Source organism: Variovorax monticola (assembly GCF_051216855.1).
In the GTDB taxonomy this organism is placed as follows: domain Bacteria; phylum Pseudomonadota; class Gammaproteobacteria; order Burkholderiales; family Burkholderiaceae_C; genus Variovorax.
Window position 1 is genome coordinate 95,978 of sequence record NZ_JBPJZP010000009.1, and the last position, 22,848, is coordinate 118,825.

Genomic DNA, 22,848 nt, shown 5'->3' on the forward strand with positions numbered 1-22,848 from the left:
CCGCATGAGCAACATCAAGTTCGGCGTCATGCTGCAAGGCGCCGGCAGCCACATGAACGCCTGGAAACACCCGGACGGGCCGGCCGATGCCAGCGTCAACCTCGGCTTCTTCGTGCGCACCGCGCAGAAGGCGGAGGCGGCCGGCATCGCCTTCGCGTTCGTGGCCGACGGGCTCTACATCAACGAGAAGTCGATTCCGCACTTTCTCAACCGCTTCGAGCCGATCTCCATTCTTTCGGCGCTGGCCACGGTCACCTCGAAGATCGGGCTGGCGGGCACGGTGTCCAGCTCTTACAGCGACCCGTTCACGGTGGCGCGCCAGTTCGCCTCGCTCGACCTCATCAGCGGCGGCCGCGCGGGCTGGAACGTGGTGACCACGCCGCTGGAAGGCAGCGCGAAGAACTACAGCCGCACGCACCCCGAGCATGCGCAGCGCTACGAGATTGCCGACGAATACCTCGCCGTGACCCAGGGCCTGTGGGACAGCTGGGACGACGGCGCCTTCGTGCGCGAGCGCGAGAGCGGCCGCTTCTTCGACCGCGACAAGCTGCACACGCTGGACCACAAGGGGCGCTTCTTCGAGGTGTCGGGGCCGCTGAACATCCAGCGCTCGCCGCAGGGACAGCCGGTGATTTTCCAGGCCGGGTCGTCCGACGCAGGCATCGGCCTGGCGGGCAAGTACGCCGACGCGGTGTTCACCCATTCGCCCTCGCTGGACGACACGCGCAGCTTTTTGCGCCAGGTGAAGGCCAGCGCGGTGGCGCAGGGCCGCCAGGCAGACGACGTGAAGATCTTTCCCGGCATCGGCCCCGTGGTCGCGGCCACCGAGGAAGAGGCCGAGGCCAAGTACCGGCTGATCCGCGAGCTGCTGACCGTCGACGAAGCACTGGCCTACCTGGGCCGCTTCTTCGATCACCACGACTTCAGCCAGTACGCGCTGGACGCGCCTTTTCCCGAGCTGGGCGAACTGGGGCGCAACAGTTTTCGCTCGACCACCGACCGCATCAAGGCCAATGCCAGAGCCAAGGGCCTGAGCTTGCGCGAAGTGGCGCTCGAAGTGGCCACGCCACGCACGCAGTTCGTCGGCACCGGCGAGCGCATTGCCGACGAAATCATCCGATGGGTGGACGAGGGCGCGGCCGACGGCTTCATCCTCGGGTTTCCGGTGCTCGGGCCGGGGCTGGACGACTTCATCGAGTTCGTCATTCCGGTGCTGGAGGCGCGCGGGCGCTACAGCCGCGAGCTGCCCGGGCAGACGCTGCGCGACCACCTCGGCCTGCCGCGCAAGGCGAGCCGCCATGCGGCGACGCTCGACCCGACGCTGATTCAGAGGGCTGCCTGATGAGCGAACAGTTCGTCTACACCACACCGCTCGACGCGCGCGCCGCGCCGCTGATCGAAGGCCTGGCCTTCGAGTACGACAGCCGCTACGGCGACGTGCTGCGCGAGCCCGGCCAGCCGCGCGAAATCGACCGCTACCCGGCGCACCTGTTCGCACCGCCGCATGGCAACTTCGTGCTGCTGCTGCGCGACGGCGTGGCGGTGGGCGGCGGCGCGTTCATGCGCCACGACGCGCGCACGGCCGAGCTCAAGCGCGTGTGGACGCACAGCGACCTGCGGCGCCAGGGCCTCGCGAAGAAGGTGCTGCTCGAACTCGAGGCGCAGGTTCAGCGCCAGGGCTACGAGCGCATCTGCCTGACCACGGGCTTTCGCCAGCCGGAGGCGGTGGGGCTTTACCTGGGCCATGGCTACACGGCGCTGTTCGAGCCTGCCGTCGACCCTGAAACGCCGCGCAAGCTGCCTTTCGAGAAAGTGCTGAACGTGGGGCGCCATCACGACCGCGCCGTGCCACCCCAGGCCCAGGCGGTGCAGCGATGAACACGACCGTGCTCGACGCCGGCGCCGAGCCGCGCGATCCCGTGCCAGTCCGCCTGCCGCGGACGCAGACGCAACCGCAACCGCAACCGCAACGCGCCGCACCGGAAAAGGGCGACTACTCCCACTTGCGCATCGTCCCGGCCCGCTACCCGGCGCGCACGGCAGGCACCGTCTTCGCGGTGGCGGTCATCGCCGTGGTGCTGTATTCGACCTTCACCAACCCGCGCTGGGGCTGGGGCGTGTTCGCGCAATGGTTCTTCGCCGAGCCGGTGCTCGAAGGCCTGGGCCGCACGCTGCTGCTGACAGCGCTGGGCGCGGTGCTCGGCTTCTTCTTCGGCACCGCGCTGGCGCTGGCGCGGGTGTCTCGCTCGCCGCTGCTGGCGCGGCTGTCGTGGGTGTTCACCTGGGTGTTCCGCTCGATCCCGGTGATCGTGCTGCTGCTGATCATCAACAACCTCGGCTACCTGTACGAGACGGTGACGCTGGGCATTCCGGGCACCGACGTCACCTTCTTCTCGTACCCGACCACGCAGCTCATCAGCCCCTTTGTTGCGGCGCTGCTGGGACTCACGCTGAACCAGGCGGCCTTTGCGTCGGAGATCGTGCGCGGGGGCATTTTGTCGGTGGAGCAGGGGCAGCTCGAGGCGGCGTCCGCCCTGGGGCTCTCGCGCGGCAGGCAGTCGTTTCGCATCGTGCTGCCGCAGGCGATGCGCACGATATTGCCCACGGCTTTCAACGACATCATCGGGCTGGCCAAGGGCACGTCGAACCTCTACATCCTGGCGCTGCCCGAGCTGTTTTACACGATCCAGATCATCTACCGGCGCAACCTGGAAGTGATTCCGCTGCTGATGGTGGCGACCGTGTGGTACCTCGTCATCCTCACGGTGCTGTCGGTGGTGCAGCACTATGTGGAGCGGCACTTTTCACGCGGCGCGCTGCGCAATCCGCCGCGCTCGTGGGTCGGCGGCGTGGTGCGCGGGCTGTGGCGTTCGAAGGCACCGGCCATTGCACCGGTGGCCGAAGCGCCCGCCACCGATGCGCCCGCGCAAGTGCCGCGCTGGACCGATCCGCTCACGCAGGGCGGCGAGGTCACCATCCACGGCGTCTCGAAGAGCTTCGGTGCGCTCAAGGTGCTCGACGACGTGACGCTCACCGTGCCGCAGGGCAGCGTGACGGTCATCCTCGGTCAGTCGGGCTCGGGCAAGTCGACGCTGCTGCGCGCCATCAACCACCTGGAGCGCGTGGACGACGGCTTCATCGCCATCGACGGCGAGCTCATCGGCTACCGGCGCGACGCGCACACGCTCTACGAGCTGCACGAGAAAGAAATTCTCAAGCGCCGCGTCGACGTGGGCATGGTGTTCCAGAACTTCAACCTGTTCCCGCACCTCACGGTGCTGGAGAACATCGTCGAGGCCCCCATTTCCGTGCGCGGCCTGTCGCGCGCCGACGCCGAGGCGCTGGCCTCCGAGCTGCTGGTGCGCGTGGGCCTGGTGGACAAAACGCATGCGTATCCGCGCCAGCTTTCCGGCGGCCAGCAGCAGCGCGTGGCCATTGCGCGCGCGCTGGCGCTGCGGCCCAAGGTGCTGCTGTTCGACGAGCCCACCTCCGCGCTCGACCCCGAGCTGGTGGGCGAGGTGCTGGCGGTCATCAAGCAGCTGGCGCGCTCGGGCACCACGCTGCTCATCGTGACGCACGAGATCGGCTTTGCGCGCGAGGTGGCCGACACCGTCGTCTTCATGGAGCGCGGCCGCATCCTGGAGACCGGCACGCCCGAACAGGTGTTCAACGCACCGGCGCATGCGCGCACGGCCGAGTTCCTGGCCAAGGTTCTTTGAGTCTTCCCTTCGTTTCCTTTTCCTTTTCCTTTCCTTTCTTTCACTGCATCGCACTTCATGACCCACCGACGAAACATTCTGTCCGCTCTTTGGTCCGTTTCCCTGGCTGCGCTGCTGGTGCCGTTGGCCGCCTCCGCGCAACCCGCTGCGCCCGACCTGAGCCCCGAGCAGGCCGGCCGGCCGCGCGCGCAGAAGATCGACGAGGCCATCGCGCTCGCCAAGGGCTTCAAGTTCCAGAAGGAGGGCGTGCTCGTCGTCGGCACGACCACCGGGCGCCTGCCGTTCGCGGCCTACGCCACCGACACCAGGACGCCCGTGGGCAACGCACCCGACATCGCGCAACTGGTGGCCGACAGTCTGGGGCGCAAGCTGGAGCTGGTGTCCACCGCCTGGGCCGACTGGCCGCTGGGCCTGCAGTCGGGCAAGTTCGACGTGGTGGTGTCCAACGTGACGGTGACGGAAGAGCGCAAGGAGAAGTTCGACTTCTCGACCTACCGCAACGACCAGATCGGCGTCTACGTGAAGTCCGACAGCAAGCTGGGTGCCATCAGGGAGCCCAAGGACATCGCGGGGCTGAAGCTCATCGTGCAGGCCAGCACCAACCAGGAGCAGATCGTGCTGCGCTGGAACAAGCAGAACCTGGCGGCCGGCCTGAAGCCGGTGGAGTTTCAGTACTACGACGACGACGTGGTGCAGCGACTGGCCATCCAGTCGGGCCGCGCCGATGCCTACGTAGGCCCGAACGCCATTGCGGCCTACGAGGCGCGCGACGGCAAGACGCGGTTGGCGGGCGTGTTCTCGGGCGGCTGGCCGCTGGACGCCGAAATTGCAGTCACCTCGCGCAAGGGCGCGGGCATTGCCGATGCCGTGACGCTGGCGCTGAACGCACAGATCAAGAACGGCAACTACGCCAAGGCGCTCACGCGCTGGAACCTGGACTCCGAAGCCATCCTGGCCTCGCGCACCAACCCGCCCGGCCTGCCGAAGAACTGATGACCATGACCTTCAAGTACACACCCGGCGCGTGGATGGCGCGCAGCCTCGTGGCGCTCGCTTTCGTCACCGGTGCAGCGCACGCCGCCGAAAAATTCGACTTCAGCCCCGAGCAGCAGGGCCGACCGCGCACGGCCAAGGACGCCGAAGCCGTGAACGCGATTCCGCCGAACTTCAAGTTCGTGAAAGAAGGTGTGCTCACCATCGCCGTCGCGCCGTTCGCGCCGCCCATCGCGACCTACGCCACCGACGCCAAGACCGTGGTCGGCTTCGACGCCGACTTCGCGCTGCTCGTGGCCGATGCACTGGGGCTGAAGCTCGACCTGCAGCCCATCGCCTGGGCCGACTGGCCGCTGGGCCTGAGCTCGGGCAAGTACGACGCGGTGATCTCCAACGTGGGCGTGACCGAGCAGCGCAAGGAGAAGTTCGATTTCTCGACCTACCGCCTGGGCCTGCACGGCTTCTACGTGAAGGCCGACAGCCCCATCAAGCGCATCCAGGAGCCGAAGGACATTGCGGGCCTGAAGCTGACGACCGGCGCGGGCACCAACCAGGAACGCATCCTGCTCGAATGGAACCGGCAGAACACGGCGGCCGGGCTCAAGCCCGCCACGCTGCAGTACTACGACGACGATGTGACGCGCACGCTGGCGGTGGTCACCAAGCGGGTCGACGCCAACTTCAACCCGAACGCGCCGCAGGCCTACGAGGCCGCGAAGAACGGGCAGATCCGCCTGGTCGGCACGGTGAACGCGGGCTGGCCGCTGAAGTCCGACGTGGCCATTGCCACGCGCAAGGGCAGCGGACTGGCGGTGGCGCTGACCACGGCGGCCAACAACCTGATTCGCAGCGGCACCTACGCCAAGGCGCTCGCGCGCTGGAGCCTCGCGGAAGAGGCGCTGCCCAGGTCGGAGACCAACCCGCCGGGCCTGCCGAAGTTCGCGCCGTGAGCATCCGCCATCTCGCCTTCCTCACGCCCGGCAACTTTGCCGAGGCCGACCCCTTCGCAGGCCTGGAAGCCGCGCTGAAGCTGTTCAAGTTCGGCGAGAAGCTGGGCTTCAACGGGGCGTGGGTGCGGCAACGCCACCTGGAGCGCGGCGTGTCGTCGGCCGCGACCTTCCTGGCCGCCGCGACGCAGCGCACGCGTCGCATCGAGCTGGGCGCGGCCGTGATCCAGATGGGCTACGAGAACCCGTTCCGCCTGGCCGAAGACCTGGCCACGGTGGACATCCTGGCGCGCGGCCGGCTGCAGGTGGGGCTGAGCGCGGGCGTGCCGCTGCATGGCGCGCTGCTGGGCAGCCGCTTCTACGACACGGCACCGAACACCGTCGACTACACGCACAAACGCGTGGGGCGCCTGAAGGCCAACTTGGCGCCCACGCCGCTGGGCGACGAGGCAACCTTCATCGAGTCGGCCGGCGGGCGCGTGCGTCCGCAGGTGCAGCCGCATGCGCCGGGCCTGGCCAACCGGCTCTGGTATGGCGGCGGTTCGCTGCGTTCGGCCGAGTGGGCGGGGCGCAACGGCTTCAACCTGCTGCAGGGGAACGTGCTGTCGGGCGAGACCACCGACGACTTCCTGGCGGCGCAGTTGGGCCTTGTGGAGCGCTACCGCGCCAGCGAGGGCGATGAAGCCGGTGCGCACAAGGGCAGGGTGGCGCTGGGCCGCGTGATCGTGCCGCTGGACGGCGCAGACGCCGCCACGCGCAAGCGCTACCGCGCCTTCGCGGCCGGCCGTGTCGAGCGCACGCTGGCGCCGCAGGGCGAGCGGCGCACGCTGTTCGCGGGCGACCTGGTGGGCACGTCCGACGAGATCCTGGAGCGGCTGCGGCAAGACCCGGTGCTGCCGCATGTGGAAGAACTGCGCGTGGAGTTGCCCTACAACTTCAGCGGCGAGGACTACGAACAGATATTGACCGACCTGTCCGGGCGCATTGCGCCGGAGCTGGGCTGGCGGGCACTTTGAACGGGGAACGAAGAGAAAAAGGACGGACAGGATAAGCAGGAGGTTGAGTTCGAGGTGGGTCGGCATCGCGCGGTGTTCGCGCCGCGCGATGGGCGATCTTTGGCGGGCCCCCGGTTCACCTGGGGCCCGCTTTTTTTCGGATCAGCCCTGCACCGGGGACACGCCGAGCAGGAAGTCGGCGACCTCGTCGGAGAACCCGTAGCGCCCGTCGCCGACCAGCACGCTGTCGGGCGCCTGCGGGTCCGGCCGCGCGCCCGGCATGCCATGCGCCACGAGCGCCTGCGCGCAACCGAGCCAGTCGCCACCGGGCTCGGGCGTGTTCAGCGACGCCCACGACAGCGTGCCGCGCGCGTCGTCGCCGAAGCCGTGCAGCGTGCGCCAATCGGCGCCGTGTTCGAGCAGCAAGCGGGCGAGCGCCGCGTCGCCGCGAAACACCGCCTGGTTCAGCGCCGAGCCGTCGATGTCGGCGCCGCGCACTTCGAGCGGCCATCCGAGCGCGACCATCGTCTTCACCGCGTCGCCGCAGCCCTGGGCCGCCAGCTCGGGCAACAGCTTCAGGCGGGTGTCGCCGAGCATGGCGATGATGCCGGGGTGCTGCGCTTGAATTTGCCGCGCCGCCGCTTCGTCAGCGCGCGCGCAGGCGGCGACGAAGGCTTCGTCCGGCGGCAGCGGTGTGTGGTCGCCGACCGCCGCCTCCAGCAGCCGCGCCACCTCGGTCAGGCCGAAGCGCAAGGCCATGAGGCGGGCGGGCGTGCCGTCTGGCAGGGTGGCGGACGCGTCGGCGCCTGCGGACAGCAAGGCCTCGATGTGGGCTGGCGAGCGCCGGCGGCGAATGGCCCACAACAGCGGCGTGCCCCAGTCCGAAGACGGTGGACCCGGCGCCGGCTCGTTCGCGTCGCCACCGTGCGCGAGCAGCAGCCGCAGCGTGGCTACGTCGTCGAAGTCGAGTTGGCGGTACAGCGCGTTCGAGCCGGTGACACGCGCGCCGGCCTGCAGCAGCAACAGCGTGCAGGCAGGCTGCTCCAGCGAGTGGTAGAGCGACTCGCCGTCGTTCGGGTCGGCGCCCGCATTCAGCAGCAGTCGGGTGAGCGCGGGGTCGTGGTTCTGACCGGCGGCACCGTACAGCGCGCTGAGGCGTTCGGTGTCGGACGGCGCAGCCAGCGAGGCCGGCGGCCAGCGGCTGCCGGCCGACTGGTTGGCATCGGCACCGGCGTCGAGCAGGTACCTCGCACACGCGTGCAGACGCTCGCGAAAGCCCGGCAGGCGCAGCAGGCTCGAGTGCGTCACCGCCACGAGCGGCGGCAGGTTCAGGGGGCCGCCCGAGCGATGTATCCAGCCCGGGTCTTGCGCGGCGGCCCCGCGCAGTGCCGCCTCGTCGCCGATCGCGCAGGCCAGCCAGGGGTCGCTGCCGGGCAGAAGGTTCGCATCGTCTTCGAGCATGCGCGCCGCCACCGAAGGCCGCGCGCGGTGGTTGCCGCCGGCGATGTCGCCCGCATACACCAGGCGCAGCCAGTGCAGCACCGCGCGTGCCGGGTCGTCCGCCTGTGCCCTGCGCGCGAGCACGAAGCCCTGCAGGTCGGCCCACGATGCGAAGCCGTGTTCGCGCGCCACGCAAGACTGCGCGTCGTGCAGGCGCAGGCCGAGCGCTGCGATGGTGGTGGGGTTCTTGCCCGCCGCTGCCGGCAAGGCATCGCGAAAGCGGGTGAGGGCCGTGGGGTCGTGGCTGCGGTAGAGCGCCAGCAGTTCCTTAGCTTGTTTCTTCAGGTGGCCGATGTCGGGCCGGGCGGGAATGCGCTTCATGAAAACCTCCGTGCATCAGACGCCGATGACCCGCAAATCCGGCTGCACAAAAGGCGGTGGATCGCCGCAAGAAAGCCAAGTGGGTTCAACCCTTCCCGCGGGCCCGGGCGCGGCTTGGACCGCGGCCCGCATGGTAGTCGATGCGGGCCGACGCGCTCGCGCTCAGCGTGCCGACGCAGCCTGCGAGCCGAGCTGCTCGCGCAGGATGCGGCGTATCTCCAGGATCGCCAGCGGGTTCTCCTGCACGCTGTGCGGCGACGCGATCACCAGCTCCGACGCGGCGCCGTCCAGGTGCGCGCTTTCGTAGGGCACGATGCCGTCGCTCGACAGCGCCTGCGCCAGGCCCGGCGTGTCGTTGCCGATGATCGAATGAAAGCGCACGCCCGGGTTCATCGGCAGCCCCGACGACAGCCGCACGAAGGGGTCGCTGTCGCTCAGGTTGTCGATGCTGTTGGGAATGCGCAGCGGCCCCGTTTCCTGCTTGCCGGGCGCGATGCGGATCAGCTCGCGCGAAATATCGCCCAGCTGGCCCAGCATGGTCACGGGCAGCGTGATGAGGTTGGCCACCCAGCGCGCGATGCGGTTGTTGGCGAACGGCGTGCCGCGGTGCGGCGCGGCGATGAAGATGGCGTCGCTCACCTGCGGCAAGGGCTCGAAGCGCAGGTAGGGCGACAGCCGCGCTTCCACGCGCGCCTGCTGCGCGGCCTTCATGGGGTAGTTGTCGAGCAGGGCGTCCCACAGCTTGTCCTCCGACGAGGACACCATGAGCCGCGACAGCACGCCGCCCATGCTGTGGCCGATCAGCGTGATGCGGTTCGAGGCCACGGCCTTGCCCGTGGGGTCGAAGTGCGCGAGCGTGCGTTCCAGCGCCTGGCGAATGGCCAGGTTGTTCAGCGGCAGCGGTGCATTGGTGGGGTAGTACACCTGCCAGACCTGGTAGTGGCGGCGCAGCGTTTCGTCGCCCAGCACCTCGTTGGCCACGTTGATCCACGCCTCGGGGCTGCTGGCCAGGCCGTGCAGCATGACGACGGTGCGGCGGTCGGGGTCGTAGGGCTGCATCAGGTAGATGCGCGGCTGCGTGAGCCCGTCGGGGCTGCCGAACAGGCTGCGCAGCGCCTGCAGCGCGAAGTCGGAGCGGGCCAGCCACAGGCCGTAGCCCGAGGTGAAGTTGGCCGCCAGCGGCACCTCTTGCCCGGCCAGCTGCACGGTGGCGGTGCGGTATGGGTCGTAGGCCGCGATGCGCAGCGATCGCGTGTGCAGGATCTCGTCCAGGGTGTCGCCGTCGAACAGCAGCAGCGCTGTGAGGGCGGGGAACGGGGTTTCGCGGTACGGCGGCGGGGGCGGTCGCTTGTCGTTCGCGTCGGCCGGCGCCTTCGGCTCTTCGTAGGTCCGCTTGCTGGCCGCCGCCACCAGCTCGGCCCCGAAGCCGTCGCGCCGGTAGGTGTTGCGCAGGCCCGAGAAGGTCAGCGACGCGGCGGGAATCAGCTCGTCGGGCAGGGCCGCGTCGGCGGGCAGGCGCATGGCCGTCATGTCGGTGCCGATGCGCCAGGTGCCGACCTGCGGCACTTGTGGCACCTGCGGCTGCGTGGGGTCGTTGGCGCCCGGAGAGCCGGCACGCTGGTAGCTGCGGTACAGGCCGGTGATGGCCTGCTGCACCGCGTAGTTGTAGTAGTCGCGCACCTGCGTCTGGCGGTCTTCGAAGGCACGGTCGCGCGGCTTGCGGGCCGTGAAGAACAGGTAGGCGTAGGCGTGGCGGGCGGTTTCGAGCCAGGCCTCGATGGCGGCGTCGGCGTCGGCAGAGGTTGGCGCGGCCGCGGTGCCGCCCTTGTCCGTGGCCAGCGCCACCTGCAGCCACACCTCCGACAGGGCCGACAGGCGCTGCTCGTCGCTCAGGCCGGGCGAGTCGGCCAGGGCGTTGCGGCAGGCCGGTACGCTCTTGCGGCAGAGGTCGGCGTCGGTGCCGATCACGCGCAGCACCTCCTGCGCCGAGGTGCTGAGTGTGCCGGTGGTGAGCACGTCGCCGCGGCGCTGCGCGAGGTAGTCGGCCGGCGATATGGAGCCGACCTTCACGCCGGCGCAGCCTGCCAGCAGCACGGCGGCGCACAGCAGCGCGGGCAAAGAAAATCGGCGCATGCGCATCACGGCGCCGCCTGCGCAGGCGCCACGCCGGGCATGCCCTGGCGGATCGCCTGCGAGAAGTCGGCGGCCGGGGCCTTGTCGGCGGCGATGGCACGGTCGGTGATGCGGCCGGCCTCGCGCAGCGCCTCCAGGCTGTAGCCCGGCGTGAGGCCGCCCACGTCGTACAGGTAGTCGGGCAGGTAGCCCGATGCCAGCAGGCGGTAGTCCATCGGCAGGCCGGGCACGATGCGCTTTGCCAAGGCGTACACGATGGTGGTGCAGTTGGCGGTGAGCGTGTTGTAGAAGCTGGGCGCGCGCACCAGCGACGCGCCTTCGTCCAGGTAGGCCAGGAACAGCGAGCGCATTTCCGCCTGCGGCAGGCGCACGCGGTACATGTGGACGTCTTCGCCGCGCACGTTGGTGCGCACCCGAACGATGTCGTGCTCGTCGGCCGCCACCAGGCTGGTCTCGAACTGCTTGAAGAAGCCGCCGACGGACGAGAAGCTCTCGCCGCGCTCCTTGCGGATCTCGATGGAGAAGGTCAGGAACCGGCCGTCGTCGAAGCCGAAGGACACCAGCGTGTGCGCGATGGCGGGGCCGCTCCAGTAAGACAGCGCCACGTCGACCGAGCGCAGGCGGTCGAGGTCGTAGCGGCGCGTTTCCCAGCGCGCGGTGTGGTCGGTGTCGCTGCGCCAGTCGAAGTTGCGCACGTTGTCCAGGGTGACCACGCTGCCGTCGACGCGCGAGCTCACCTGTCGCGCCACGTCGTCGGCCCACACGCGGTTCTGCGACGGCAGGATGGTGCCCCACCAGCCCAGCAGCAGCGCAAAGCCCACCGCATAGGACAGCAGGGCGCGCGCCGAGCGGCCGCGCCACGCCAGCGCGATGGCGGCCAGGCCGAAGGCGGCCCACAGCACGCCCGCGCCGACCTTCACGGCGGCGGGGCCGGGCAATTGGTACCAGAGCGCCAGGCAGGCCCACAGGGCCGTCAGCAGCAAGCCGAGCGAGGCCGCAAGGCGGCCGGTGACACGCAAGAGCGTTCTGATCATGGGAGGTTCAAGGAGTCGGGGAAGCGGAAGACCCGTGAGCTTACGTCGCAGCCGCGATGCCCCGGGCGCCCCGGGGTCAGAGCATGTAGGTCACGAGCTTGAAGTCCGGGTCTTGGGCAAAGGACTTCACCGTGAATCCCAGCCTGCGCACCAGCTTCAGCATGTCGGGGTTGGTGGACAGCACCAGGCCGTCCATCTCGGCCAGGCCCTTGTCGCGCGCCACGTCGATGATGCTTTCCATCAGCCGCGAGCCGATGCCCTTGCCGCTGAACTCGTCGGCCACCACCAGCGAGAACTCGCAGCTGGTCTGGTCGGGGTTGGTGATGTAGCGCGACACGCCCACGATGCGTTCGCTTTCCAGCACCGTGCCTTCGGGCGACACGCTGCGCTCCAGCACCACGGCCACCAGCGCCATCTCGCGGTCGTAGTCGATCAGCGTGAAGCGCGACAGCATCGACGGCGGCAGCTCGTGGAAGCGCGACACGAAGCGAAACCACCGGCTCTCGGGCGACAGGCCCTGCACCAGCGCCTGCAGCATCTGCGCGTCGTTCGGATGCACCGGCCGCACGATGTACGTGCCGCCGCCCTGCATCGGCCACTCGCGCCGGTAGCGCGCGGGGTACGGCATGATGGCCAGGTGCTGGTAGCCGTTTCCCGAGCTTGCGGAGCCGCCCGCATAGCCCGCGTTCCCCGCCACCGCCTGCGTGCTGCTGGCCACCACGATGCGCGCATCGACCGACACGGCGCCGTTCTCGTCCACGATGATGGGGTTGATGTCCATCTCGCGCAGTTCGGGCAGCTCGCACACCATTTCCGACACGCGCAGCAGCACGTCTTCGAGTGCCTCCATGTCCACCGCGCTGGCGCCGCGCCATTCGCCCAGCGTCTGCGCCACGCGCGAACGTTCGATGAGCCGGCGCGCCAGGAACTGGTTGAGCGGCGGCAACTCCATGGCGCGGTCGTTCAGCAGCTCGATCATGGTGCCGCCCGCGCCGAACACGATGACCGGGCCGAAGGGCTCGTCGGTCACCATGCCCACGTAGATCTCGCGGCCGCGCCGCGCGCGCACCATCTTCTGCACGGTCACGCCGTTGATGCGGGCCCCGGGCGCGAGCCGGGCCACGCGCTCCATCATCTCGATGTAGGTGTCGCGCGCGCCGGTGCCGTTCAGCACGTTGAGCGCCACGCCTTCCACGTCGGACTTGTGCGCGATGTCGGGCGAATCGATCTTCAGCGCCACCGGAAAGCCCAGCTGCGTGGCGATCATCATGGCCTCGTTGGCGCTGCGCGCGAGCAGCGTGCGCGTGATGGGAATGTGGAACGACGACAGCAGCGTCTTCGACTCCATCTCGGTCAGCACGTTGCGCCGCTCGGCCAGCACGCTTTCGATCAGCAGGCGCGCGCCATCTATGTCGGGCTTGGCCAGCGCCGACAGCGGCGGCGGCGTCTGCTGCAGCAGTTGCTGGTTCTGATAAAAGGCCGCGATGTTGCCGAAGGCGCCCACCGCGGCCTCGGGCGTGCGAAAGCTCGGAATGGTGGCGTCGGCCAGCACGGCGCGCGCCTGGCCCACCGACGCGTCGCCCATCCAGCAGGCCAGCAGCGGCTTGTTCATGGGCCGCGCAATGCCGGCCAGCGCCTTGGCCACGGCCACCGCGTCGGCGCCGGGCTTGGGCGAGAAGATGGCGAGCACGCCGTCGACCTGGCTGTCGGCCGAGGCCGCGTCGATGGCGGCGCGGTAATGCGTGGGCAGGGCGTCTTCCGACAGGTCGATCAGGTCGGCCAGCGACGCGAGCGGGGGCAGGCTGGGCAGCAACAGCTTCTGCGCGGGCGCGGAGAGCTTGCCCAGGTCGAGCCCGATCTCGTTGATCCAGTCCGCCGCCAGCACGCCCGGCCCGCCGCCGTTGGTGACCACGGCCAGCCGCTTGCCGACCGGGCGGTAGCGCGAGGCCAGGCACTTGGCGGCGGAGAACAGCTCGACGAAGGAGCGCACCCGCACCGCGCCCGCGCGGCGCAGGGCCGAGTCGAACACGTCGTCGCTGCCCACGATGGCGGCGCTGTGCGTCTGCGCGGCCTCGTTGCCGGCGGGCTTGCGCCCGGCCTTGAGCACCACCACCGGCTTGGCATGCGAGGCCGAGCGCAGCGCGCTCATGAAGCGGCGCGCGTCGTCGATGCCTTCGAGGTACACGATGATGCTGTGCGTGTCCCGGTCGTTGGCCAGGAAGTCGAGCACCTGCGCAATGTCGAGCGAGGTGTGCGGCCCGAGCGACACCACGCTCGAGAAGCCCACGCCGTTCTGGCGCGCCCAGTCGAGCATGGAGGCCGTGAGCGCGCCCGATTGCGACACCAGCGCCAGCGGCCCCGGCCTGGCCAGCGGGCCGGCCACGCTGGCGTTCAGGTGCAGCAGGGGGCGCTGAAAGCCCAGCGAATTCGGCCCCAGCAGGTGCACGCCTTCGCGCCGCGCAATCTTGCGCCACTGCGCAGCCTGGTCGGCGCCGATGCCGCTGGAGATGACCACCGCCGCGGTGCAGCCGATACGGCCCGCGATTTCCAGCGCGGCCGCCACGTCGCGCGGTGCCAGGGCGATCAGCGCCAGGTCGGCATGGGTTTGCGAAAGTTCTTCCAGCGTGCCCTTGGTGCGCACGTCCAGAAAACGAAGGGTGCCGTCGAAGCGGTCGGCGCGAAAGGCCTCGCGCAGCGTGCGGCCGGCGGGTGTCTGCCCGGCCGCGTCGTCGGCCTGGCCGACGAAGGCCACCACGGAAGAAGGTGCGAAAAGCGGCGTCAGAAAATGCTTGTCCATGCCCCAAGTCTGCACCGTTCGGCCGTCGCTGTGCAGGGCCGGCCCCTGCCTTCGCGGACGGCGGCGCTTGTCATGACGAACTCACCGCGCTTGGCTATAGTGAAGCTTCCATGCAAAAACGTATCAGCGTGATCTTCGTCTCCCGGCGGAATTCATTGCGCAGCATCCTTGCCGAAGCGTGCCTTTCGCACCTAGACCCGAAGCGGTTTTCGGCATCCTCCTGCGGACAGCACGGCCATGTGAGGCAGGAGTTTCATTCCGCAGCCATCGATGCCTTGCACAGCGCCGGCATTCCGGTTCCCCTTCATGCGCCCCGCAGCTGGGACGAACTGGCGCGCTCCGGCAGCCCCATGGCGGACTTCGTCATCACGCTCGATGCGGCCACCGAGTCACGCCAGCCGCCCTGGCCCGGCCAGCCCGATGCGGCGCTGTGGGCCTACCCGGACGTGGCGGCAGGCGACGACCCCGGAAAGGTGGCGCACGACGCGGTGCAACTGCTGTATTCGCTGCGGCGCCGGCTCGAACTGCTGGTGAGCCTGCCGCTGCACGGCGGCGACCGCGCAGCGGTGCGCTCCGACGTGCGGGACCTGGGCTACCTGCGGTAGCGGGCTTCAGCGCGGCATCGAGGGCCGACTCAGCCAGCGCGCCTCGGTGTCGCCGACGGGCGCTTCGATGGCGCGCTCGGGCAGCTCCCACACGATGCTGCGCGGCGGGTTCTTCACGAAGGCCTCGCTCGTGAAGTAGCGTTGCGCGGCGCCCGCGAAGTCGCCACCGTCCATGGCGAAGTCGGCCACCAGCGCGCGGCCGGCCAGTTGCAGGAACGGCAGAAAATTGCCGCGTCGCGAGAACGACGTGCCGACCAGCACCGTCGAAGGCACGGCCGCGGCGCCGAACAGGTCGGTGCTGTCGCTGCGTGTTTCCACCACCGACTGCGTGTCGGTGTCGGGCGCGGGCCGCAGCGACGCGGGCAGGCCGTCGATGCCGGCCAGGTGCACCAGGTCACCCCAGGCCGCATGGCGCTGGCGCGACACGACGACCGAGGGAACGGGGTCGCCTTCGAGGGCATGCATGCCTTGCAGGCGCTGTGCCACGGCGTGCGCGGCGAGCCAGCTGCCGTGCTCGCTCCAGTGCGTGTCGGTGCGCAGGAAGGGCGAGGGCGACGCCCCGGCAAGCACGGTCGACAGGTCGAGCGCTTCGACGCCCGAGGCCTGCAGCTTCGCGGTCCAGTCGCGCACGCGGGCGTCGAGCTCGTTCGGGCGGCGCAGCGCGCCGAGGTGCGCGCTTTCGATGCGGCTCTTGTCCGGCACCACGACCACGAGCAGCGCGATGTGCTTGTCGGCGAGGGCGCGGGCGATGTCCGACACCGCCTTGGCGCGCGCCCCCGCATGGGCCGTGCGATCGCGGTGAACCCGCAGCTCCTCGTCCAGGAACAGCCAGTTGTCTTCGCCCCGTTTCACCTCGGGCCCGAGGTCGCGCAGCACCAGCCAGGCGGCCTGGCGCTGCCAGCGCGCAAGGGCGTCGGTGACCGGCGTGGTCACGAGCGTGCGGGTCAGTTCGCGGCGCGCGGAGGCGTCGTCGAGCAGCGAGGCGTTCATGTGGGGCCGCACACTGCCCATGTTCGGCCATGTCGCGACGAAGGCGATGCCGAGGGTCGCGAGCAACACCGCTGCACGGGTCCAGTGCAGGAAGGCTCGCAAACGTCGTGAGGGGCGCGCCATCGTCAGAACTGGAAGTAGAGAAAAGGCACCGTGCCGCGGCTCGCCACCAGCGCCAGCGACAACAGGAAGCCGGCGACGGGCAGGAACGTGGCAGCCACGGCGCGCACGCCGCCCGCAGGGCGGCTACGCGTGATGCCCGCAGGGCGGCTACGAGTGACGAGCGCCGGGGCCGCGACCCATGCGATGCCCAGCACATAGGCCAGCACCACCGGCACGCGCAGCATGTTCGACAGCGCCGGGCCCAGCGCCATGCCCTGCAGCCCGAACTGCCCGCCCAGCATGGCGCCCGCCGTTTCGAGGTCGGGCGAGCGGAACAGCGTCCAGCCCAGCATCACGAACAGCAGCGTGGCCGCATGCGCCAGCGGCGCGGGCAGGCGCGGGCCGCGGCCGCGCCACAGGTGCACCACGCTCAGCGCCGCGCCATGCGCCAGCCCCCAGTACAGAAAGTTCCAGCTGTCCGCGCCGTGCCACAAGCCGCCGATGCCCATGGTGAGCATCAGGTTCGCCACCGTGCGGGCGTTGCCGCGCCGGCTGCCGCCCAGCGGCACATAGAGGTAGTCGCGCAGCCACGACGACAGCGAGATGTGCCAGCGGCGCCAGAAGTCGGCGACGTTGCGCGCGAGGTAGGGCGCGTGGAAGTTCTCCGGAAACCGAAACCCCAGCATCGCCCCGATGCCGATCGCCATCGCGCTGTAGCCCGCGAAGTCGAAGAACAGCTGCAGCGTGTAGGCCAGGCAGCCAAGCCATGCGTCGGCAAAGCTGGGCTGGGCCGACGCGAACACCTGCTCCACCACGGGCGCGAGCGTGTCCGCCACCAGCACCTTCATCGCCATGCCGATCATGAAGCGGCGCGCGCCCCTGGCAAAGCCCGACCACCGCATCGACCGGTGCGCGAGCCGCTGGCGGATCCAGTCGTAGCGAATGATCGGCCCCGCGACCAGGTGGCCGAACATCGCCAGGTAGGTCGCGAAATCAATGGGGCGGCGCTCGGCCGGAAACTTGCTGCGGTAGATGTCGACGAAGTACGAAATCGCTTGCAGCACCGTGAACGACAGCCCGATGGGCAGGGCGATGCGCTGCCACTCGATGGGCATCGCGCCCGTGTGCACGAGGGCCGCGCTGAAGGTCTCGACCACGATGTTGGCGTACTTGAACCACGCGAGCACGCCCAGGTTGAGGGCAATCAGCCCGGCCATCACCGCCTTGCGATGCGGCCCGGCCCGCTCCACGAGCAGCCCGCCCGCCCAGGCCAGCGCCGTCAGGGCGATGAAGAGCAGCAGGAACAGCGGGCTCCACCATCCGTAGAAGAGCCAGCTGGCCAGCAGCAGCACAGTGTTCTTCGCGCGCGCCGGTGTCAGCGCGTACAGCAGCAGGAACGCCGGAAAAAAGACCGAGAGGAATTCCAGCGACGCAAAGACCACGGCCGGTCAGCGCGCCACGCGGTCCTGCAGGCCCATCAGCCGGCTGCCCTTGCCGGCGGGAACCAGAAAGACGCTGTAGCGCTGGCCGGCCTGCAGCGAGCCGAGGTCGACCGTGCCCTCCACCGCGCGGCCGTTGCAGGTGGCCTGCACCACCAGCTTCACCGGGTTGACGGCGCGGCGCGCGCTGGCGAGTGCGGCCTGGTTCTCGAAGATGGCGGCGCCGGCCTGGCTCGCGGCCTGCAGGCCCGCGGTGCAGCGCGCATCGGCGTTGTAGAAGGCCAGCGAAGCCCGCAGCGGGTCGAACTGCGCGGGTGCCTCGGTGAAGCTCGCGCCGGCCAGGGTGCCGTCGGCCTCGGGCCACGCCACCGCCGATGCCGAGCCGCCGGAGGCCACGCGCAGCGAGATGGGCAGCTTCTTGCCGCCAAGCTGCCATTGGCCGGTGACGGGCGCGTCGGAGCGCGCGGGCAGGTAGTCGGTGACGGGGGCCGAGGGCGGCACCGCGAGGCTGGCCTTGCCGGCGCCGCCGCTTTGCACCGCGAGCGGCTGCGTGCCTGCGTTGACGAAACGCACCAGCGCGAGGTCTTGCGAGGGGCCGGTGTCGTACAGCCGGGGTGCCGCCGCGCGGGAGGCGAAGGGCAACGAGGCGAACAAGGCCGCCAGCAGCGGCAGGCCGGGTCCGCGCCTCATGGCCGCGTGGCGCCTGCCGCGTTGGCGTTCGGCAGCGGCAGCCGCATCACCGCCTTCGCGATGCCGTTGCCCCAGGCGCGGTAGCCGTTCGAGCTGAAGTGCTGCCCGTCGACGGTCGGCCACTGGCCGCGCGTGGACATCTCCAGCGAATCGATGTAGGTGCAGGGACCGACGTTGGTCGCCAGGAAGCGGCTCATCAGCTCGGCGCGCGCATAGGTCTTGCCGTACTTGCCACCTTCCTGCCCCCAGGCCGGGCCGACCCACGCGCAGCGCGTGCCCGTCGCGGCGATGGCGCCGGTGAGCGTGCTCACCTGTTGCCACACCCAGTTCATCGGAAAGTCGGGCTGCTTGTAGGCCGCCATGGTGTCGCCGAGCACGACCAGCACCAGGTCGGGGTGCTCCGCCTTGACGAGCTGCGCCACCGCCGTGATGCGCCCGGTGCTGCTGGTGGTGGGCGCGCGGTTGCCGATGCGCTCCGCGCCGCCGCAGGTGCCGGGCTTGGACACGGTCCAGTCGTAGGGCAGCACGCCGCACACGCCGATCGAATGCACCTGCGCGCCCTGGCGCTGCAGTTCGTCATGCAGCGACGACATCAGGTAGCTGGGTTGTGCGAGATGACTGTCCCCGATGACGAGGATGGAAAGACCGGCCAAGGCCGCTGCGAGTGACACCGATGTCCCTTTGGTTTCTGAGGCCGGGGAAATGTACCAGCGTCGATGGCCTGGCGCCCGGCACCGACGAAAAACGGATAAGCAAACGCGAAATCAGGCGTTCCGCATGCGCGGCGTTGCGGGCCCAATCGGCGCTTTCCCAGCACTCCGCGCCGCACCTTGTCCGCCTCCAGAACTCCCTTGCGCCTCGGCTTCTTCAGCCGCCTGCTCGACGACACCGGCGCGGCCGAGCGCTACCGCCTCGTGGCCGCGCAGATCGCCCATGCCGAGGCCTTCGGCTTCGATTCCGCCTGGGTCGCGCAGCACCATTTCCATGAACATGAGGGAGGCCTGCCGTCGCCGTTCGTGTTTCTTTCGTACGTGGCCTCGCGCACACGGCGCATCCGCCTGGGCACCGGCATCGTCACGCTGCCGCTGGAGAACGCGGTGCGCGTGGCCGAAGACGCCGTCGTGCTCGACCTGCTCTCGGGCGGCCGGCTCGACGTGGGCGTGGGCACGGGCGGCACGCCTGAATCGTTCGCGGCCTTCGGGCTCGGCGGCAACGACCGCTCGGCGCTGTTCGCGCGGCAACTCGACGCGGTGCGCGCCGCCTGGGCCGGCCAGCCGCTCGCCGGCGGCGACACGCTGTACCCCGCGGGCTCGCAGTTGCTCGACCGCATCTGGCAAGCCACCTTCTCCGTGGCCGGCGGCACGCGGGCCGGGCAGGCAGGCGACGGGCTGATGCTGTCGCGCACGCAGCCGCGCCCCGTCGATGCGCTGGAGGCCACGCTCGCCGACATCCAGAACCCGATCGTCGATGCCTACCTGGCCGCGCTGCCGGCCGGCAGGGCGCCGCGCATCGTGGGCTCGCGCAGCGTGTTCGTGGCCGATACGCGCCAGGAGGCGCTGCGCCTGGCCGACATCGGCCTGCGCCGCTCGGCCGCGCGCTTTGCCGCGTCGGGGCAGGCCGGTCTCGCGGACCGCGCAGGGCCCGACGCCACGCTCGAACAACTCATTGCCGCGTACGACGTGCACGTCGGCTCGCCCGACGACGTGATCGCCTCGCTGCGCGCCGACAGCACGCTGGCGCGCGTGACCGACCTGGTGTGCCAGGTGCACTCAGTCGATCCGCCGCACGCCGCGATCCTGCGCTCCATCGAACTGACCGCCACCGTGGTCGCGCCGGCCCTGGGCTGGGTGCGCGACGCGGCGGCTCCTTCTTCCGCATCACCTGTTTCACTTCTCGAGGCCGCATGAACGCCGTTGCACCCACCCCCGTTCCCGACGTGATCGACCAACTGGTCGGCATCGCGCCGGGCGATTCCATCGACCGGCTTCGCGTGCAGCGCGAGCAGGCGCGCATCAACGCGCAGCAGAGCTACCTGTCGCTGTTCGCGCCCACCCCGCCGGTGTTCGGGCATTTCGACATCGCCGACCGGTTCGCCGTCGCAGCCTTCGTCGCGGGCCTGCATGGCCAGGCCGACGCGGCGCGTTTCTATGCGCAGCAACTGGCCGGGCAGGGCGCGCGCGCCGGCGTGGCCGATGCCATTGCCGGCGAGATAAAGCTGGGCAAGAAGGCCCAAGGGCCGTACGGCAGCTACCCCGCGGGCCGGCTCAGCGTGGAAGACGCGACAGGCCCGTCGTACACGGTGAGCGATGCGCACCGTGAAGTGCTCGGCGGCCGGCTCTCGGCGGCGCTGGTGCATGCGCACCTGCTGGTCTTTCATCCGCGCGACGCGAGCCCTGCGGCGCTGCAGGCCTTGCTCGACGCCGGCTGGAGCAGCACCGAGGTCGTGACCCTGTCGCAGCTCGTGGCCTTCCTCGCGTTCCAGATCCGCGTCGTCACCGGCCTGAAGGCCCTGGCGCAACGGCCCGCAGCCCACATCGCCTGTACCCCATGACGACCGAATCGACCCTGACCCATGCCGGCAACACGGCCCCCACGGCATTCACGCAGGCGCAGCTCGAATGGCTGCCCTGGCTGGCGCCGCTGCCCGAGGCCGAACTGACCGAGCGCCACTTCGCGGGCCTGGTGGACGCCGCGCGCGCCAAGTCGCCGTACTTCCGCCTGCTGGCGCGCGACCCCGACATCCTGGGCGCGCGCACCCGCACCGACAAGGACATCTTCTACAACCCCGAGGCCGGTCTGCCGCGCGCCGAGCGCGAACTGTCGGCCGCCGCGGCCTCGCGCTACAACGGCTGCATCTATTGCGCGTCGGTGCATGCGCGCTTCGCCTCGCATTTTTCGCACCGCACCGACGACGTGCAGCGCCTGCTCGACGAAGGCGTGAATGGCGAGCTGGCCGAACTCGGCGAGCGCTGGAACGCGATCGTCGCCGCGTCGGTGGCGCTGTCGTCCACGCCTTCGACCTTCGACGGCACGCACATCGACAGCCTGCGCGCACAAGGCCTGGACGACCTGGCCATTGCCGACGTGATCCACGGCGCGGCGTTCTTCAACTGGGCCAACCGCCTGATGCTGTCGCTGGGCGAGCCGCAGGAAAACGCGCCGGCTGCCTGAATGCATCACAGGCCGGCCGGGCGTGCGCGCCTGGCCGCAACGAAGTTCGCATGTGCTCATGCGCTTTTCTTCGTTCCAGGTGAACACTTCCGTTTCTAGACTCCGTGGCTTCATCGCCTGGCGGCTTCTCGCTTCCTCGTTTCCCCGCTCCACTGCCGCCTTTGCGGCTCGCCGGAATCGCCTTGTCTTCTTTGTCTTCCTCCCCCTTGTCTGTTTCCGCTTCTTCGGACCCTTTCGCCGAAGACTTCGGAGAATTCACTTCCACGGTCAACGCACTGGCCGAGTCGCTGGCCGCCACCGCCGCCGAGCGCGACCGTGCCGGCGGCACCGCACTCGCCGAGCGGCAGTTGCTGCGCCAGAGCGGCCTGCTGACGCTGGCCATTCCGTCCGCGTTCGGTGGCCAGCAGGCGGCGTGGCCGCTGATCTTGCGCATCCTGCGTCGCCTTGCGCAGGCCGACAGTTCGCTGGCGCACCTGTTCGGTTTCCAGCACCTGCAGGTCGCGAGCGTGCTGTTGTTCGGCTCCCAGGCGCAGCAGGCACGTTTCCTCGGCCAGGCGGTGGAACACCGCTGGTTCTGGGGCAACGCCGTGAACGCGCGCGACACGCGCCTGAACGCCGTGCGCACGCCCGAGGGCCTCGAGATCGACGGCGTCAAGGCCTTCTGCTCCGGCGCCACCGACTCCGACGTGCTCAACGTGTCGGTGGTGCTGGGCCCCGAGCCCACCGACCGCGTGTTCGCCGTGGTGCCGACGTCGCGCGCGGGCATCCGCGTGAACGACGACTGGGACAACATGGGCCAGCGCCAGACCGACAGCGGCAGCGTGCAGTTCGACCATGTGCGCATCGCGCACGACGAGGTGCTCGGCTCGCCTGGCGTGGCGTCGAGCGCGCGTGCCACGCTGCGCAACCTCATCGGCCAGGTCGTGCTCACCGAGATCTACCTGGGCAACGCGCTGGGCGCCTTGCGCGCGGCCATCGAGTACCTGCGCACGCAGACCCAGCCCTGGCCGCAGGCCGGCGTGGAGCGCGCGCAGGACGACCGCATGCTGCAACTGCGCGCCGGCGAAATGTGGTCCGGCCTGCAGGCCGCCACGGCGCTGTCGAACCACGCCAACGCGCGCTTCCAGCAGGCCTGGGAGCGCGGCGCCGCGCTGACGGCCGAAGAGCGCGCCGCGCTGGCCATCGACGTGGCCTCGGCCCGCACGCAGGCGGCGCGCACCGCGCTGCACGTGACCTCGCAGATCTTCGAACTGGTCGGCGCGCGCGCCACCGCATCGCGCCACGGCTTCGACCGCTACTGGCGCAACGTGCGCGTGCACACGCTGCACGACCCGCTGGACTACCGGCACCAGAGCATCGGCGCGTGGCTGCTGGCCGGCGACGCGCCCAACCCATATGGCTACGGCTGACAG

Annotated in this window: 19 protein-coding genes; 11 read left to right on the forward strand and 8 right to left on the reverse strand. The window is 70.0% G+C overall.

Annotated features, from left to right (window positions below; genetic code table 11):
* Positions 1–4 precede the first annotated feature (4 nt).
* From ACSFA5_RS29965 to ACSFA5_RS29990, 6 genes are read left to right on the forward strand one after another with little or no spacing between them, the layout of a single operon-like run.
* The gene (locus ACSFA5_RS29965) at positions 5–1,342 is read left to right on the forward strand and encodes an LLM class flavin-dependent oxidoreductase (protein WP_435447688.1); all 1,338 of its coding nucleotides are present in this window, start codon (positions 5–7) and stop codon (positions 1,340–1,342) included.
* Positions 1,342–1,878, forward strand: a complete 537-nt coding sequence (locus ACSFA5_RS29970) for a GNAT family N-acetyltransferase (protein ID WP_435447689.1) — start codon at positions 1,342–1,344, stop codon at positions 1,876–1,878. The genes ACSFA5_RS29965 and ACSFA5_RS29970 overlap by 1 nt, the downstream gene beginning before the upstream one ends.
* Positions 1,875–3,719, forward strand: coding sequence for an amino acid ABC transporter permease/ATP-binding protein (locus tag ACSFA5_RS29975; protein ID WP_435447690.1), 1,845 nt, complete (start codon positions 1,875–1,877; stop codon positions 3,717–3,719). Before ACSFA5_RS29970 ends, ACSFA5_RS29975 begins: the two co-directional genes overlap by 4 nt.
* A 57-nt stretch (positions 3,720–3,776) precedes the next feature.
* Positions 3,777–4,712 (forward strand): ABC transporter substrate-binding protein, encoded by a 936-nt coding sequence (locus ACSFA5_RS29980; protein ID WP_435447691.1) that lies wholly within the window; start codon positions 3,777–3,779, stop codon positions 4,710–4,712.
* 35 nt (positions 4,713–4,747) lie between these two features.
* Positions 4,748–5,662 carry an ABC transporter substrate-binding protein gene (locus tag ACSFA5_RS29985; protein ID WP_435447956.1) on the forward strand — a complete coding sequence of 305 codons (915 nt, stop codon included), beginning with the start codon at positions 4,748–4,750 and terminating at the stop codon, positions 5,660–5,662.
* The gene (locus ACSFA5_RS29990; RefSeq protein ID WP_435447692.1) at positions 5,659–6,675 is read left to right on the forward strand and encodes an LLM class flavin-dependent oxidoreductase; all 1,017 of its coding nucleotides are present in this window, start codon (positions 5,659–5,661) and stop codon (positions 6,673–6,675) included. The genes ACSFA5_RS29985 and ACSFA5_RS29990 overlap by 4 nt, the downstream gene beginning before the upstream one ends.
* A 141-nt stretch (positions 6,676–6,816) precedes the next feature.
* Here the strand turns inward: ACSFA5_RS29990 and ACSFA5_RS29995 are convergent, their stop codons facing one another.
* From ACSFA5_RS29995 to ACSFA5_RS30010, 4 genes are all read right to left on the reverse strand, one after another.
* Positions 6,817–8,475, reverse strand: a complete 1,659-nt coding sequence (locus ACSFA5_RS29995) for an ankyrin repeat domain-containing protein (protein WP_435447693.1) — start codon at positions 8,473–8,475, stop codon at positions 6,817–6,819.
* 162 nt (positions 8,476–8,637) lie between these two features.
* On the reverse strand, positions 8,638–10,608 hold the full coding sequence (locus ACSFA5_RS30000; protein WP_435447694.1) for an esterase/lipase family protein: 1,971 nt from the start codon (positions 10,606–10,608) through the stop codon (positions 8,638–8,640).
* Positions 10,609–10,613: 5 nt separating this feature from the next.
* The gene (locus tag ACSFA5_RS30005) at positions 10,614–11,642 is read right to left on the reverse strand and encodes an Lnb N-terminal periplasmic domain-containing protein (RefSeq protein ID WP_435447695.1); all 1,029 of its coding nucleotides are present in this window, start codon (positions 11,640–11,642) and stop codon (positions 10,614–10,616) included.
* Between the two features lie 76 nt (positions 11,643–11,718).
* Positions 11,719–14,439: a bifunctional acetate--CoA ligase family protein/GNAT family N-acetyltransferase gene (locus tag ACSFA5_RS30010; RefSeq protein ID WP_435447696.1), complete on the reverse strand. Its 2,721-nt coding sequence runs from the start codon at positions 14,437–14,439 to the stop codon at positions 11,719–11,721.
* A gap of 110 nt (positions 14,440–14,549) precedes the next feature.
* Here ACSFA5_RS30010 and ACSFA5_RS30015 point away from each other — a divergent pair, with 110 nt between their 5' ends.
* A complete protein-coding gene (locus ACSFA5_RS30015; protein WP_435447697.1) occupies positions 14,550–15,044 on the forward strand; it encodes an arsenate-mycothiol transferase ArsC in 495 nt (164 codons plus the stop codon).
* Positions 15,045–15,050: 6 nt separating this feature from the next.
* On the opposite strand, the gene ACSFA5_RS30020 is transcribed toward ACSFA5_RS30015, so the two are convergent.
* The 4 genes from ACSFA5_RS30020 to ACSFA5_RS30035 are packed head-to-tail and all read right to left on the reverse strand — an operon-like array spanning position 15,051 to position 18,936.
* Positions 15,051–16,103, reverse strand: coding sequence for an alginate O-acetyltransferase AlgX-related protein (locus tag ACSFA5_RS30020; protein WP_435447698.1), 1,053 nt, complete (start codon positions 16,101–16,103; stop codon positions 15,051–15,053).
* A gap of 56 nt (positions 16,104–16,159) precedes the next feature.
* Complete coding sequence (locus ACSFA5_RS30025) at positions 16,160–17,578, reverse strand: MBOAT family O-acyltransferase (RefSeq protein WP_435447699.1); 1,419 nt, start codon at positions 17,576–17,578, stop codon at positions 16,160–16,162.
* Positions 17,579–17,584: 6 nt separating this feature from the next.
* The gene (locus tag ACSFA5_RS30030) at positions 17,585–18,265 is read right to left on the reverse strand and encodes a cell division protein FtsQ (RefSeq protein WP_435447700.1); all 681 of its coding nucleotides are present in this window, start codon (positions 18,263–18,265) and stop codon (positions 17,585–17,587) included.
* Positions 18,262–18,936, reverse strand: coding sequence for an SGNH/GDSL hydrolase family protein (locus tag ACSFA5_RS30035; RefSeq protein WP_435447701.1), 675 nt, complete (start codon positions 18,934–18,936; stop codon positions 18,262–18,264). Before ACSFA5_RS30035 ends, ACSFA5_RS30030 begins: the two co-directional genes overlap by 4 nt.
* Positions 18,937–19,095: 159 nt before the next feature.
* Between ACSFA5_RS30035 and ACSFA5_RS30040 the strand changes: the two genes are divergently transcribed.
* The 4 genes from ACSFA5_RS30040 (at position 19,096) to ACSFA5_RS30055 (ending at position 22,845) form a co-directional block, all read left to right on the forward strand.
* Positions 19,096–20,172, forward strand: coding sequence for a putative FMN-dependent luciferase-like monooxygenase (locus tag ACSFA5_RS30040; RefSeq protein ID WP_435447702.1), 1,077 nt, complete (start codon positions 19,096–19,098; stop codon positions 20,170–20,172).
* Positions 20,169–20,816 carry a CMD domain protein gene (locus tag ACSFA5_RS30045; RefSeq protein ID WP_435447703.1) on the forward strand — a complete coding sequence of 216 codons (648 nt, stop codon included), beginning with the start codon at positions 20,169–20,171 and terminating at the stop codon, positions 20,814–20,816. Before ACSFA5_RS30040 ends, ACSFA5_RS30045 begins: the two co-directional genes overlap by 4 nt.
* Positions 20,813–21,436: an alkylhydroperoxidase domain protein gene (locus tag ACSFA5_RS30050; RefSeq protein ID WP_435447704.1), complete on the forward strand. Its 624-nt coding sequence runs from the start codon at positions 20,813–20,815 to the stop codon at positions 21,434–21,436. The genes ACSFA5_RS30045 and ACSFA5_RS30050 overlap by 4 nt, the downstream gene beginning before the upstream one ends.
* A gap of 206 nt (positions 21,437–21,642) precedes the next feature.
* Positions 21,643–22,845 (forward strand): acyl-CoA dehydrogenase family protein, encoded by a 1,203-nt coding sequence (locus ACSFA5_RS30055; protein WP_435447705.1) that lies wholly within the window; start codon positions 21,643–21,645, stop codon positions 22,843–22,845.
* Positions 22,846–22,848: the final 3 nt, after the last annotated feature.

Excerpts from the sequence above, each read along its gene's own strand:
- ACSFA5_RS29995 (WP_435447693.1), bottom strand. The coding sequence starts at position 8,475 with ATGAAGCGCATTCCCGCCCGGCCCGACATCGGCCACCTGAAGAAACAA.
- ACSFA5_RS30000 (WP_435447694.1), bottom strand. The coding sequence starts at position 10,608 with ATGCGCCGATTTTCTTTGCCCGCGCTGCTGTGCGCCGCCGTGCTGCTG.
- ACSFA5_RS30015 (WP_435447697.1), top strand. The coding sequence starts at position 14,550 with ATGCAAAAACGTATCAGCGTGATCTTCGTCTCCCGGCGGAATTCATTG.
- ACSFA5_RS29980 (WP_435447691.1), top strand. The coding sequence starts at position 3,777 with ATGACCCACCGACGAAACATTCTGTCCGCTCTTTGGTCCGTTTCCCTG.
- ACSFA5_RS30050 (WP_435447704.1), top strand. The coding sequence starts at position 20,813 with ATGACGACCGAATCGACCCTGACCCATGCCGGCAACACGGCCCCCACG.
- ACSFA5_RS29985 (WP_435447956.1), top strand. The coding sequence starts at position 4,748 with ATGGCGCGCAGCCTCGTGGCGCTCGCTTTCGTCACCGGTGCAGCGCAC.
- ACSFA5_RS30030 (WP_435447700.1), bottom strand. The coding sequence starts at position 18,265 with ATGAGGCGCGGACCCGGCCTGCCGCTGCTGGCGGCCTTGTTCGCCTCG.
- ACSFA5_RS29970 (WP_435447689.1), top strand. The coding sequence starts at position 1,342 with ATGAGCGAACAGTTCGTCTACACCACACCGCTCGACGCGCGCGCCGCG.
- ACSFA5_RS29965 (WP_435447688.1), top strand. The coding sequence starts at position 5 with ATGAGCAACATCAAGTTCGGCGTCATGCTGCAAGGCGCCGGCAGCCAC.
- ACSFA5_RS30045 (WP_435447703.1), top strand. The coding sequence starts at position 20,169 with ATGAACGCCGTTGCACCCACCCCCGTTCCCGACGTGATCGACCAACTG.
- ACSFA5_RS29975 (WP_435447690.1), top strand. The coding sequence starts at position 1,875 with ATGAACACGACCGTGCTCGACGCCGGCGCCGAGCCGCGCGATCCCGTG.
- ACSFA5_RS30010 (WP_435447696.1), bottom strand. The coding sequence starts at position 14,439 with ATGGACAAGCATTTTCTGACGCCGCTTTTCGCACCTTCTTCCGTGGTG.
- ACSFA5_RS30005 (WP_435447695.1), bottom strand. The coding sequence starts at position 11,642 with ATGATCAGAACGCTCTTGCGTGTCACCGGCCGCCTTGCGGCCTCGCTC.